Source organism: Clostridium nigeriense (genome assembly GCF_900086595.1).
GTDB classification, from domain to species: Bacteria; Bacillota; Clostridia; order Clostridiales; family Clostridiaceae; genus Clostridium; species Clostridium nigeriense.
Genome location: NZ_LT575472.1, coordinates 1,633,882 through 1,646,357, shown reverse-complemented (window position 1 = coordinate 1,646,357; position 12,476 = coordinate 1,633,882). Strand labels below are relative to the sequence as shown.

At 27.3% G+C, this 12,476-nt stretch carries 15 protein-coding genes and 1 pseudogene; 6 read left to right on the top strand and 10 right to left on the bottom strand.

Going from position 1 to position 12,476, the window contains the following annotated elements:
• Positions 1 to 415: 415 nt before the first annotated feature.
• A complete protein-coding gene (locus tag BN6774_RS07800) occupies positions 416 to 790 on the bottom strand; it encodes a ribosomal maturation YjgA family protein (protein WP_066892212.1) in 375 nt (124 codons plus the stop codon).
• A 188-nt stretch (positions 791 to 978) separates the two neighbouring features.
• On the opposite strand from BN6774_RS07800, the gene BN6774_RS07795 reads away from it, so the two are divergent.
• Positions 979 to 1,770 (top strand): 7beta-hydroxysteroid dehydrogenase, encoded by a 792-nt coding sequence (locus BN6774_RS07795; RefSeq protein WP_066892209.1) that lies wholly within the window; start codon positions 979 to 981, stop codon positions 1,768 to 1,770.
• Positions 1,771 to 2,055: 285 nt separating this feature from the next.
• Here BN6774_RS07795 and BN6774_RS18135 read toward each other — a convergent pair.
• Both BN6774_RS18135 and BN6774_RS07785 read right to left on the bottom strand, forming a co-directional pair.
• Positions 2,056 to 2,319 (bottom strand): annotated as a pseudogene (locus BN6774_RS18135) (aldo/keto reductase); the annotation flags it as partial.
• Between the two features lie 111 nt (positions 2,320 to 2,430).
• Complete coding sequence (locus BN6774_RS07785; RefSeq protein WP_066892203.1) at positions 2,431 to 3,006, bottom strand: TetR/AcrR family transcriptional regulator C-terminal domain-containing protein; 576 nt, start codon at positions 3,004 to 3,006, stop codon at positions 2,431 to 2,433.
• Positions 3,007 to 3,220: 214 nt separating this feature from the next.
• Between BN6774_RS07785 and BN6774_RS07780 the strand changes: the two genes are divergently transcribed.
• Entirely contained in the window at positions 3,221 to 3,412 is a 192-nt protein-coding gene (locus BN6774_RS07780; protein ID WP_066892200.1) for a cysteine-rich CWC family protein, read from the top strand.
• A gap of 97 nt (positions 3,413 to 3,509) precedes the next feature.
• A complete protein-coding gene (locus tag BN6774_RS07775; RefSeq protein ID WP_066892197.1) occupies positions 3,510 to 3,749 on the top strand; it encodes a hypothetical protein in 240 nt (79 codons plus the stop codon).
• 30 nt (positions 3,750 to 3,779) lie between these two features.
• Here the strand turns inward: BN6774_RS07775 and BN6774_RS07770 are convergent, their stop codons facing one another.
• The 6 genes from BN6774_RS07770 to BN6774_RS07745 all read right to left on the bottom strand — a co-directional run bounded on the left by BN6774_RS07770 (position 3,780) and on the right by BN6774_RS07745 (position 8,576).
• Complete coding sequence (locus BN6774_RS07770) at positions 3,780 to 4,076, bottom strand: HNH endonuclease (RefSeq protein ID WP_066892194.1); 297 nt, start codon at positions 4,074 to 4,076, stop codon at positions 3,780 to 3,782.
• Positions 4,077 to 4,208: 132 nt separating this feature from the next.
• The gene (locus tag BN6774_RS07765; protein ID WP_066892191.1) at positions 4,209 to 4,601 is read right to left on the bottom strand and encodes a bleomycin resistance protein; all 393 of its coding nucleotides are present in this window, start codon (positions 4,599 to 4,601) and stop codon (positions 4,209 to 4,211) included.
• A 97-nt stretch (positions 4,602 to 4,698) separates the two neighbouring features.
• On the bottom strand, positions 4,699 to 6,255 hold the full coding sequence (locus tag BN6774_RS07760; RefSeq protein ID WP_066892189.1) for an ABC-F family ATP-binding cassette domain-containing protein: 1,557 nt from the start codon (positions 6,253 to 6,255) through the stop codon (positions 4,699 to 4,701).
• Positions 6,256 to 6,411: 156 nt separating this feature from the next.
• On the bottom strand, positions 6,412 to 6,972 hold the full coding sequence (locus BN6774_RS07755) for a DUF3867 domain-containing protein (protein WP_066896530.1): 561 nt from the start codon (positions 6,970 to 6,972) through the stop codon (positions 6,412 to 6,414).
• A gap of 108 nt (positions 6,973 to 7,080) precedes the next feature.
• The gene (locus BN6774_RS07750) at positions 7,081 to 8,133 is read right to left on the bottom strand and encodes an ABC transporter substrate-binding protein (protein ID WP_066892186.1); all 1,053 of its coding nucleotides are present in this window, start codon (positions 8,131 to 8,133) and stop codon (positions 7,081 to 7,083) included.
• A 194-nt stretch (positions 8,134 to 8,327) separates the two neighbouring features.
• Positions 8,328 to 8,576, bottom strand: a complete 249-nt coding sequence (locus tag BN6774_RS07745; RefSeq protein WP_066892182.1) for a CPF_0552 family protein — start codon at positions 8,574 to 8,576, stop codon at positions 8,328 to 8,330.
• A gap of 140 nt (positions 8,577 to 8,716) precedes the next feature.
• Between BN6774_RS07745 and BN6774_RS07740 the strand changes: the two genes are divergently transcribed.
• Positions 8,717 to 10,066: a putative DNA modification/repair radical SAM protein gene (locus tag BN6774_RS07740; protein ID WP_066892179.1), complete on the top strand. Its 1,350-nt coding sequence runs from the start codon at positions 8,717 to 8,719 to the stop codon at positions 10,064 to 10,066.
• 12 nt (positions 10,067 to 10,078) lie between these two features.
• Positions 10,079 to 10,816, top strand: coding sequence for a TIGR03915 family putative DNA repair protein (locus BN6774_RS07735; protein WP_066892176.1), 738 nt, complete (start codon positions 10,079 to 10,081; stop codon positions 10,814 to 10,816).
• Between the two features lie 23 nt (positions 10,817 to 10,839).
• On the opposite strand, the gene BN6774_RS07730 is transcribed toward BN6774_RS07735, so the two are convergent.
• Positions 10,840 to 11,217 (bottom strand): RidA family protein, encoded by a 378-nt coding sequence (locus BN6774_RS07730; RefSeq protein ID WP_066892173.1) that lies wholly within the window; start codon positions 11,215 to 11,217, stop codon positions 10,840 to 10,842.
• A gap of 205 nt (positions 11,218 to 11,422) precedes the next feature.
• Between BN6774_RS07730 and BN6774_RS07725 the strand changes: the two genes are divergently transcribed.
• Positions 11,423 to 12,445 carry a branched-chain amino acid aminotransferase gene (locus BN6774_RS07725; protein ID WP_066892170.1) on the top strand — a complete coding sequence of 341 codons (1,023 nt, stop codon included), beginning with the start codon at positions 11,423 to 11,425 and terminating at the stop codon, positions 12,443 to 12,445.
• Positions 12,446 to 12,476: the final 31 nt, after the last annotated feature.

Genomic DNA, 12,476 nt, shown 5'->3' with positions numbered 1-12,476 from the left:
CTGATTATAGCAGCAAGTTATATGCCAAATGCTTTTTAAGTTCCTATTTTTGAAGATATACACCTGTAATGCCTCTAAACACCTGATTTTTTTATCTTTCTAGTTTATTGTTTTTAATATCTTTCACAAAAAAACACATTAAAAGAATTAATTTTCCTTCTTCATTCACCAAAATCTAATTTATTTATGTATTAAATTTATAGCTAATGAATTTTATATGTGTTTAAGCCATTTAGGATAATACAAAAAAGTATCTTACTGATACACAAATGTATTACTACTCTTAAACCTATATGTATTGATATGGATGGAACATTTGAAAAATATTAAAATAATATTTCACCACCAAGATAATGAAGCAATAAAAAAGGGGCTGTATCAGGTTGATTTATAAACTCAATCTGATACAGTCCCTTTAATACTTATAATTTGATATAAGTAATTTCCATATTACTAAAATTATGCTTCCAATTAAATAACATAAAATATCCTTTATATCAAAGGTACTGCCAATAATAATTTTAAGTATCTTATTATTTTCTAACCCTATTAACCCTAGAATATTAATATATTGAATTATTTCAATAAATGCTGCAAAAGCAAATAAATATATTGGTAAAAATCTTATTTCTTTTTTAATAAAACTTTTTATAAAAGTATACATTAAAACTATTATTAAAATATCTCCAATATATGGTCTAATAATTTTATCGTTTATAAAAAGTGCAATTACTACCTCAATTATAAATAATACAATAAAAGCTATAAAATATTTAATATTAATTTTCATCTATTATCTCTCCTAGTCTAATATCATTTTAAATACAATGTAATTATTCTTCTAATATTAATTATAACAAAATTTATTTAACATTATTTTTATTTTAATGTAAAATAATAACTTTAATTCAATTATTTTACTAAAACTCTTTAAAGTGTTATTATATAATTGATCATAAAAATTAAGGGGTGGTATAAATGAAATTAAAAGAGAAATATGGTGAGTGGGGAATTATTTTAGGAGCAACAGAAGGAGTTGGAAAAGCCTTTTGTGAAAAGATAGCTTCTGAAGGCATGAATGTTGTTATGGTTGGGAGACGTGAAGAAATGCTAAAAGCATTAGGTGAAGATATTTCATCTAAGTATGGTGTTAAACATTTAGTGATTAAAGCAGATTTTTCAGACCCAAATTCAACAGATGAAATATTTGAAAAAACTAAAGATTTAGATATGGGATTTATGTCATATGTAGCTTGCTTCCATACCTTTGGAAAACTTCAAGATACCCCTTGGGAAAAACATGAACAAATGTTAAATGTTAATGTAATCACATTTTTAAAATGTTTCTATCATTATATGAAAATTTTTTCTAAACAAGATCGTGGAGCAATAATAAACGTATCCTCTCTTACAGGAATTAGTGCTTCACCTTATAACGCTCAATATGGTGCTGGAAAATCTTATATACTTAAGTTAACTGAAGCTGTAGCTTATGAAGCTTCAAAAACTAATGTTGATGTAGAAGTAATAACCCTTGGTACAACTATAACTCCTAGTTTACTTAAGAATCTTCCTGGAGGCCCTGCAGGTGAAGCAGTAATGAAGGCTGCATTAACCCCAGAAGCTTGTGTTGAAGAAGCTTTTGAAAACTTAGGCAAGAAATTTTCTATTATTGCGGGTGAGCATAATAAGGCTAGTATTCATGATTGGAAAGCTAATCATACCGAAGATGAATTTATATCATATATGGGATCATTCTACGAAAGATAATATTTAAAATAGATATTATTTGTATATAGAGATGATTTAAAATCTCTATATACACTAAAAATTTACACTTCACACATTATAACAAAAAAGAGCTAGAATTCATACTAACTCTTTTAAAACTTTACTAAGCTACTTTAGTTCCTCTTTATTATATTTTTAATTATTCCTATTTTCCGCCATTACTCCTACTAAGCTATGTGGAACATAGGCTTCTTCTAAATAGAAAATTTCATCATCTGTTAAATCTATATCTACAGCATTAACAGCTCCTTCAATATGATGAATTTTTGTTGCTCCAACTACATCTTCTCTTTTGGCATAGTCTCTAAGTGCTCTTCCTAAATATTTTTCACTAGTTCCACTTTGATACGCAATAGCAGTATCAAAAAAATTCACTCCTAGTTCTAAACCTCTTTTAATGATATTTCTAGAATCTTCTTCATTTAATGTCCATGTATGTTAACCTTTTGTTGAATCTCCAAAACCCATACATCCCATACAAATACGGGATACATTTAAATCTGAATTACCAAGCTTTATATATTTCATTAATCTTACCACCTTTCATTTATAAAATTATTATAAAAAAGATTCATTAATAATAAAATTTACAAAGCTAAAGTAAAATCAATATCTTGACATTCTCTTAAAAACGTCAATCTATCTTATATATGGATTTTTTTCTACTTCTCCATCCTTAAATAATTTTTCCATACCTATACTTCTAAGTTGATTAATTAAATCTGCCATTTCTTCACAGGAAGAAGGCATATCTGATAATATCCAAGATAATACCATGCTACTGGATGCCATTGCATGATATTCAGTTGCAAAACGTAAGGCACTTGGCATTTCCTTTTTACCATAAAGCTTTTGATGCCACTTTAAATCAAACTCCTTACAATGTTCGAATATATAATCTTTTAAACAGTTTTGAGTATCTATTAAACAAGCCTGCTTCATAAAATTATGGTAAATCTCCATTCTTTTTAGTGAATCTAGTAAAGAATCATGAAAATTCATATCCTCTGATATATTTGTACTATATTCAGGAATTATCTTACTTAAATAAATATACTGAATTAAATCATTTTTATCTAAAAAATGATTATAAAAAGTCTGACGACTTACTCCAGTTTCAATTAAAAGCTCTTTAATAGTTATTTTTTCTAAAGATTTTATTTCACATAATTCTAACATTCCTTCAACAAGAATTTCTTTTACACTTATGGCCATATATAAATCCCTCTTTTTTATTTCTATATATCTATTTACTTAAATTAAAATTTACTTCTTACTATATATTATTTATTACATAAATGCCTATCTATGTAAAGCAATTAAAAATCAAATAAATAACAAACCTTGCATGATTTCATTTAAAAATTTATAATTTGTAGTATTATTATATAGTAAAATTAAGTTATATTATTTACTAAGGAGTGATATAATGAACGAACATAAACCAAATAAAACTTGTCCTATATGTGGAAAAGATAATAACTGTCAAGTTGGACAAAAAGAATGTTGGTGTCATACTGTAAAGTTTACAAAAGAAATTTTAGAAATGGTTCCAGAAGAAAAAAGAGGGAAAGCTTGCATGTGTAAATCCTGCTTTGAAAAACTATCTCAAACTAAATAAAAACCTCTCCCATGTAACTATTGTTACATACTTAAATTAATATTATATATATAATTATTATAGGATACTATTAATTTAAATTTTAGGAGGTCAAATTATGAGTTGTGGTTGCGGAACAAATACTAAAGACGGAAAAGCTATTGTTGATAGATTAAGACAAAAAGGAAAAGCAGATTTAAAATTAACTACTCCTTATCCAATAAAATGCTTATGTGGAGAAGAGTTTATAATGGAGACATTTGTAACTATTTGTCCAAATTGTAAAATGACTTATGCAATTACTCCATGTTCTCAAAGTGATATTAATAACATAAAGTCAGCAGGAATTAATTATTAAAAAAGGTATGAGTTTCTTCTCATACCTTTTTTACTTTTTACGTACATTTTTAGACTTTTTAACCTTCACTTTTTTAGTTGGAGGTTGTTTTCTTATATACTTTAAATATTTACTTATCTTATCATCGTTTTCTAAACTATCTAATGTATTTAATCTTATAGCTAATTCCCTATTAGTATAAAGTGCATGAATTTGTTTATGGCAATTCTCACAAAGCCAGGCTACTTCACCATAATTCCCTCCTTCTTCTCTAGGAACTAAATGATGCTCTGTAACTTTTGGCACACCTATTCTTTTGCATAACTCACATACATATTTATCGCTCATAATAATTGTTTCACCATATACTTAATAATTTAATCTTCCACCTTTATGATAGCCTCTAAATATAAAATTTAATCAATATTATATACAACCTAAAAATTTATTTTGCTTTTAGTTACTATTTTACTAAACTACTTACTCTGAGCAAAATCTTAATAAATATCCATTTAAATCTTGTACAAGAAATTCTTTTTGCAGTATTATTTCCCCATTACATTCATATTCACTTATAGTTATATCTCTAAATAATTCAATATTATTTTTAACAAGATTCTTTCTTATCTCCTCAACACTAGGTACTTCCATTTGAAAATTGATTCCCCTACCAAATGGGTACTTTAATTCACCAGTATTCCAATATCCATTCACTTCTTCTATCATAATTTGTATATCTCCTAATGATAAAAAAGCAAACTTATCTTCAATTCTTTCATATTCTAACTTAAATCCTAAAATATCAATATAAAATCTTTTAGATTCTTCAATATTATTTACTGACAACTCCGGTATTAAACTATTAAACTTCATAATTATTATCTCCTTAACTAATATATAACGATAATATCATATAATAAAATTACTGTAAAAAAGAGTTAGTGTTCACACCAACTCTTCTAGTCTTTAACTATACAATTTTTGTAGTCCAATCCTCGCAGTTCCATATTTCTGTTACTACATCTCTATAGAATTCTGGTTCGTGAGATACTAGTAAAATTGAACCTTTATATTCTTTTAATGCTCTCTTTAATTCGTCTTTTGCATCTACATCTAAGTGGTTGGTAGGCTCATCAAGGATTAATATATTTGTTTCTGTATTTAAAATCTTACATAGTCTTACCTTAGCTGCTTCTCCTCCTGATAAAACCATTATTTTTGATTCTAATTGCTTAGTTGTTAATCCGCATTTTGCAAGAGCAGCTCTTATTTCGTATTGCGTTTTACTTGGGAACTCTTGCCATACTTCTTCTATACAAGTATTGGTATTTTTCTCTCTATCTTCTTGCTCAAAGTATCCTATATGTTGATAGTCTCCTAAATGTACTTCTCCACTTAAAGGACTAATTTTCCCAAGCAAACTTTTTAATAATGTACTTTTTCCAAGTCCATTTGCACCAACTAAAGCTATTTTTTGACCTCTCTCCATATATAAGTTTAGAGGCTTAGTTAATGGTGAATCATATCCTATAACTAAATCCTTAGTTTCAAATATGATTTTCCCTGAAGTTCTTGCTGGTTTAAAGTTAAACTCAGGCTTTGGTTTTTCTTTTGAAAGTTCTATAACTTCCATTTTATCTAATTTCTTTTGTCTTGATTTAGCCATATTTGCTGTTGCAACATTTGCTTTATTTCTAGCAACGAAATCTTCTAATCTAGCTATTTCCTTTTGTTGCTTTTCGTATGCTGCTTCTAATCTCTTTTTATTTTCTTCATATAATCTCTTAAATTCGTTATAGTCACCAACATATCTAGTTAGTTTTCTTTCTTCAACATGATATATTAAGTTAACTACAGAATTTAAAAATGGTATATCGTGAGATATTAATATAAATGCATTTTCATAATTTTGAAGATATCTCTTAAGCCACTCAATATGTTCTTCATCTAAGTAGTTAGTAGGCTCATCTAAAAGTAAAATATCTGGATTTTGAAGTAATAACTTACCTAAAAGTATTTTAGTTCTTTGTCCACCTGATAAATCATCTACATCTCTATCTAATCCTAAATCTAAAAGTCCAAGTCCCTTTGCTACTTCTTCAACTTTTGCATCTATTATGTAAAATCCATTATGATCTAAAAGATCTTGAATAACTGCTGTTCTTTCAAGCATTTTTTCTAATTCTTCTGGAGTACAATCTCCCATTTTTTCATAAAGAGAATTCATTTCCATTTCTAAATCAAAAAGATATTTAAATGCATCTCTTAAAGCATCTCTAATGCTTTGTCCTTTTTCTAAGGCTGCATGTTGATCCATATACCCAACTCTAACATTATTTGACCAAATAACTTTTCCTTCATCTGGCATAAGTTTATTTGTAACTATGCTCATAAAAGTTGATTTTCCTTCACCATTGGCACCAATTAATCCAACATGCTCTCCCTTTAATAATCTAAAGGACACATCTTCAAATATTGCTCTATCACCAAAACCATGGCTCATATCCTTAACTGTTAATACACTCATTTATTATCCTCCTGAAGTTATATCTATTTAATAAAAAGTCATTCACAAAACACAATTTTTATAATTTTTTAAATTAAAAATAAGGCATGATTAATATCATACCTTATTTATTATAAACTATAATGTAAGAAAATAAATAGATTTTTTTTAACAATTTTAGTATTCATATTCTTTAATATTTTCACAAATAGAAATTTTTAAAGTTTTATTGTCTATAAGCTTTTTATATGAACATAAGAAATCATTTAGTTCTAAATCATTTAAGTCTATTTTTCCTTCACTAGTTAGAATTAACTTTTCTCCATCAGTTAATATATCTACATTATTTTTATCATTTTTTATATAGTAATTATTGACTGTGGAAACCTTAATTCTATCCTTATATTTTTCTTGGAAACTCATATTCTTTCTTATTTTTTCTATATCTCCAGCCCCTGGAATCACATTATTTAACCCTAAGGATTTAAGTTGTTCTTCGATACCAGAAGCATCAAACCCATATCTCTCCATAAGCTTTGTTTGCATCTTTAAAAATTTATCTTGCGATATATTGTTTTCTTCCATGTATTCCATCATCTTTTTAGTGAAGTCTGACATATTTAATTTTCCTGAAGACATATCATAATACAAGTTATAAATATATGATTCAAACTTATCTACATCTTTATCATTAACTCTGTTTTTTAGTTCATTAAAATCTATAATTCTATCCATAATACTAACCAACTCCTATGTTATTAATAGATGTTATTAATATTATACTATTAATAGTTTATTTATTCTATTTACTTAATGTAATATTAATATTTTTTAATAAAATTTTAATTAATCTGCTGTTTTTACAGCATTCCAAACATCTTCATATAATCTTAATTTATCTTGAGGCAAGTATTTATAAATTTCACATCTTTCCATGACTTCTTTTGGCATATATGCTCCTTCATTGTTTCTTACTTCCTCTGGTTGTTCTTCCATTGCTAGTTTGTTTGGAGTAGTATATCCTATTTCTTCTGCAATTTTATAAGCATTATCCTTACCACTTACAAAGTTAATAAAAGCTTCAGCAGTATCCTTATCATTTGCATTTGCTGGAATTGCCCAAGAATCTAGCCAGTAATTAGCACCTTCCTTAGGTATTATATATTCTAGATTTTCATTTTCATCTGCTAAAGTTAAACCTTCTCCAGACCATATCATGGCAATAGCTGCTTCCCCTGAGGTCATTAAGTCTTTAACTTCATCAGCACCGTATTTTAATACTAAAGGCTTTTGCTTTATTAACAAATTCTTAGCTTCTTCAAGTTCTTTTTCATTAGTAGAGTTTAATGAATATCCTAATTTTTTTAATGCCATTCCTATAGCATCTCTTTGAGCATCTAAAACAAAAATTTGTTTTTTATATTTCTCATTCCACATTATGTCCCAGCTATCAACTGTATCATCAACTAAATCTTTATTGTATATAATTCCTATAGTTCCATTCATATATGGTACAGTATAATCATTATTAGGATCATAAGGTTGACCCATATCACTTTCACTCATCTCTTTTATATTTGGAATATTTTCTTTATTTATCTTCTGAAGTAATCCTTCTTGAATCATTCTGTCAGCCATGTAGTCAGCTACTAAAACAGCATCCCATTTAGTTTTTCCTGAAGAAACTTCTATGTACATAGTTTCCATATCATCAAAAGTCTTATAATTTACTTTTACATTATACTTATCTTCAAATTCTTTAATTATTCCATCTGCTATGTTTTCTCCATAATTTAAAACATTAATCGTTTTTTTATCACTTTTTTTACATCCTACAAAAAGTGATGCAGTAAATAATATACTAAAAAGTAATACAGCTACTTTTTTAAATTTACTCATTTCCCTATCTTCCTTTCTTTATTTAATAATCCTTATTTAGCAATAATAATTATAAATATAATTAAATTATTTGCAAGTAAAAAATATCCAATATTTATATATATTTTATTATAAGTGTAAATATACTTGCTTTTAAATATACAGAAAGTATTAACTATGATTAAAACAGTTAATACTTTTCTTAATTAATCTTCTTATATCTCTATTAACTTTGTTGTAACTCCCTTTAGAATTTCTAATTCTTCCTTCAATTTATTTATTTGCTCTTTCTCTTCATTCATTAAATTCAATATTATTAATCCTGAATTAGAACAAGTATCTTTAGTTGCTTCATGTAATCCTAATCTAGTGTGAATTACACATCCATACTTTGTTAATATTTCCTGTACTGTTGGTGCTACTGAAATTCTAGGTTCTAATTTTATAATCATTATATTAAACACATTTATTCCTCCTTAACTTTTCTCACTTGTTATAATTTCCAATATTATCTTTTTTATTCCTTTGATATTTTTTAATAATCTCTTGAACAAAGAACATATGTTCTGTATAATGATAATAAATACTTTTTGTAGGTGATTTTATGGATATAAAAGAAAAACTTAATATACTTTCAGCTGCTGCAAAATACGATGTGTCTTGTTCCTCTTCTGGTTCTAAAAGAAAGAACTCTAATGATGGTTTAGGAAATGCAGCAAATAGTGGAATATGTCATAGCTTTACAGCTGATGGAAGATGTATTTCATTATTAAAAATATTATTAACTAATTATTGTATTTTTAATTGCAAATACTGTATAAATGCTTCATCTAAAGATGTTCCTAGAGCCGCTTTTACACCTGAGGAAGTTGTAGATTTAACTATTAACTTTTATAAAAGAAACTATATTGAAGGATTATTCTTAAGCTCTGCAATTTTTAAAAATCCTAACTATACAATGGAACTTCTACTTTCAGTAGTTAAAAAATTGAGGTTAGAAGAAAATTTTAATGGCTACATACACTTAAAGGCTATACCTGGTGCAGATGAATCTTTAATAAAAGAAGCTGGTAAGTTTGTTGATAGAATGAGCGTTAATATTGAACTTCCTTCTGCTTCTAGTTTAAAGCTACTTGCACCTCAAAAGACTAAAGAGAATATATTAGCACCTATGAATATAATAAAAAATAATATTCTAGAAACTAAGGATTTAAAGAAAAAGATAAAGTCTACACCATTATTTGTTCCAGGAGGTCAAAGCACTCAACTTATTGTTGGCGCAACACCAGAAAGTGATTTTAAAATTTTAAACTTATCAGAAAATCTATATAATAAATTTAATTTAAAAAGAGTTTATTATTCTGCATATGTACCAGTTGTTAAAAATGAAAAAGCTTTGCCTGATATAACCCATCCTCCTTTAGTTAGGGAGCACAGGCTTTATCAAGCAGATTGGCTCTTAAGATTTTATGGCTTTAAAGCTAAAGAACTATTAAAAGATGAAGATGAAAATTTTGATTTAAATTTTGATCCTAAAACTTCGTGGGCTTTAAATAATATAAATAACTTTCCAATGGAAATAAATAAAGTTTCCTATGATGAATTGCTTAGAATTCCTGGAATTGGAGTTCGTTCTGCTAGAAGAATATTAATTACTAGAAAAGTTCACAGTCTTTCCTTTGAAGATTTAAAAAAGATAGGAGTTGTCTTAAAAAGAGCTAAATATTTTATTACTTGCAAAGGGAAATACTATGGAGATGTTTCCTTTAATGATGAGAAAATCAAAAATCGTTTGCTTTATATGGATAAACCTAAATTAGATGATGAAAATTCAACTCAATTATCCTTTTTTGATAATATATATACTACTTCTTCTAATAATATACTTCTTCCTGAACCTAAAAAAATTCTCCTTCCAAAAGATAAAATAACATCTATTACTGGTGAATTATAAGGTGGTGAATAAATGTTAAAATTAATTTATGAAGATTCTTTTGAAGGTTTTTTATCTGCAATACATTATGCTTTTTATTCAAAAGAAGAATTAACTTATATAGGTACTGATACCTCTACCCCTGTTGATATGTTAACTAGAATAGTTTATATAGATACAGATTTAGTTAAATACAATAAAGTTAAAGATGCTATTGTATGTAAAATTGATCCTTATGCATTAAATAAAATATATACACTATATTTATCTAATTATAAGAACAAGGGACTTTTATGTTTTAAATATTTAAAAATTGCTTTTAAAATAGGCAGTGATATTCATAAGTATTTACATTTACATGAAGTTAGGGAATTAGATTTAGTAGAAAGAAGAGTAAAATTAGAAGCTCATAGGTTTACAGGCTTTGTTAGATTTTCATTAATTAATAATAAATTTTTATATTCATCAATAGAACCAGATAATAATATACTTGAGCTTATTTCTCCCCATTTCCAAAATAGATTTAAAAATGAATATTGGATTATACATGATATAAAAAGAAATCTAGCTTCTATTTATAATAAGGATACTTTTGAGATTATGGAAATGGATAATGACATGTACAATTCTTTAAGAAACTATAATGATGAATTTGAAGATCTTTGGAGAAATTATTTTAAATCTACTACTATAAAGGAAAGAATAAATTTAAAACTGCAAAAACGCTCTATGCCTAAAAGATATTGGAATAACTTAACTGAATGTAAATAGGAGCCTTAGGCTCCTATTTACAATTATAATGATGCAATAGCTTCTATTTCTACTACACAATCCTTAGGAAGTCTAGCAACTTCAACACAGCTTCTTGCTGGTGCATTTTCAGTGAAATATTGTCCATAAACTTCATTTACTTGTGCAAAGTCATTCATATCCTTAATAAATACTACTACTTTAACCACTTTATCTAAGCTACTACCAGCTTGTTCTAAAACAGCTTTAACGTTTTCTAAAGATTGTTTAGTTGCTGCCTTAATTTCTGTTACAGCTTCTCCTGTAGCTGGGTTAACTGGAAGTTGTCCAGATGTAAACACCATATCTCCTATTTTAATTCCTTGTGAATAAGGTCCTATTGCTGCTGGAGCATTAGGTGTTGAAATAATTTCTTTTTGCATCTTACTGCACGTCCTTTCCTTTATGTAAATTTTTTAATTGTAAGCTAATAAAAAGTAATCTCTACATTTTTTTCCTAATACTACTATACAATTTTTTAGAAAAAACTTCAATATTAAATAAATTTATATATTTTTCACATAAAAAGTTTATTAATTAATTAACAAGTGATAAAATAATATAAAAACCATGAGGGAGGTAGTATTTATGAATAAAAATGTTAATATTGATTGGAATAACCTTGGTTTTAGTTATATTAAAACTGATTATAGATATGTATCAGTTTGGAAAGATGGAAAATGGGACGAAGGTAAACTTACAGAAGATAATATGTTAACTATAAGTGAAGCTTCTACAGCTCTACATTATGGTCAACAATGCTTTGAAGGGTTAAAAGCTTACAGAAGAAAAGATGGCAAAATTCAATTATTTAGAGTAGACAGAAATGCTAAAAGAATGAATGAAAGTAATAAAAAATTACTTATGCCAGAAGTACCAGAAGATAAATTTATAGATGCTTGTATGCAAGTTGTTAGAGCTAATGAGCATTATGTTCCGCCATATGGTACTGGAGCTACACTATATTTAAGACCTTTTATGATAGGAGTTGGAGATAATATTGGAGTAAAACCTGCACCAGAGTACATATTCTGTGTATTTGCAGTTCCTGTTGGCCCATACTTTAAAGAAGGCTTAGCTCCATGTAACTTTATGATAGCTGACTATGATAGAGCAGCTCCTCAAGGAACAGGTGGACAAAAAGTTGGTGGAAACTATGCAGCTTCATTACATCCACATTTAATTGCTGCTGAAAGAGGATTTGCGGATTGTATTTATCTTGATCCTGCAACTCATACTAAAATAGAAGAAGTTGGTGCTGCTAATTTCTTTGGTATCACTAAGAATAATGAATTTATTACACCAAAATCTCCATCAATTCTTCCAAGCATAACTAAATACTCCCTAATGGATATTGCTAGAGATTATTTGAATATGCCAGTATATGAAAGAGATGTTTATGTTGATAATTTAGATGAATTTAAAGAAGCAGGTGCTTGTGGTACTGCTGCTGTTATTACACCTATTGGAGGCATAGAGTATAAGAATGAACTTCATGTTTTCTATAGTGAAAAAGAGGTTGGCCCTGTTATAAAGGAACTTTATAGAATCCTTTGTGGCATTCAATTTGGAGATATTGAAGGACCTGAAGGTTGGATATTTGAAGTTTAAAGTCTTTATTTAATAAAATATTTATAAATAA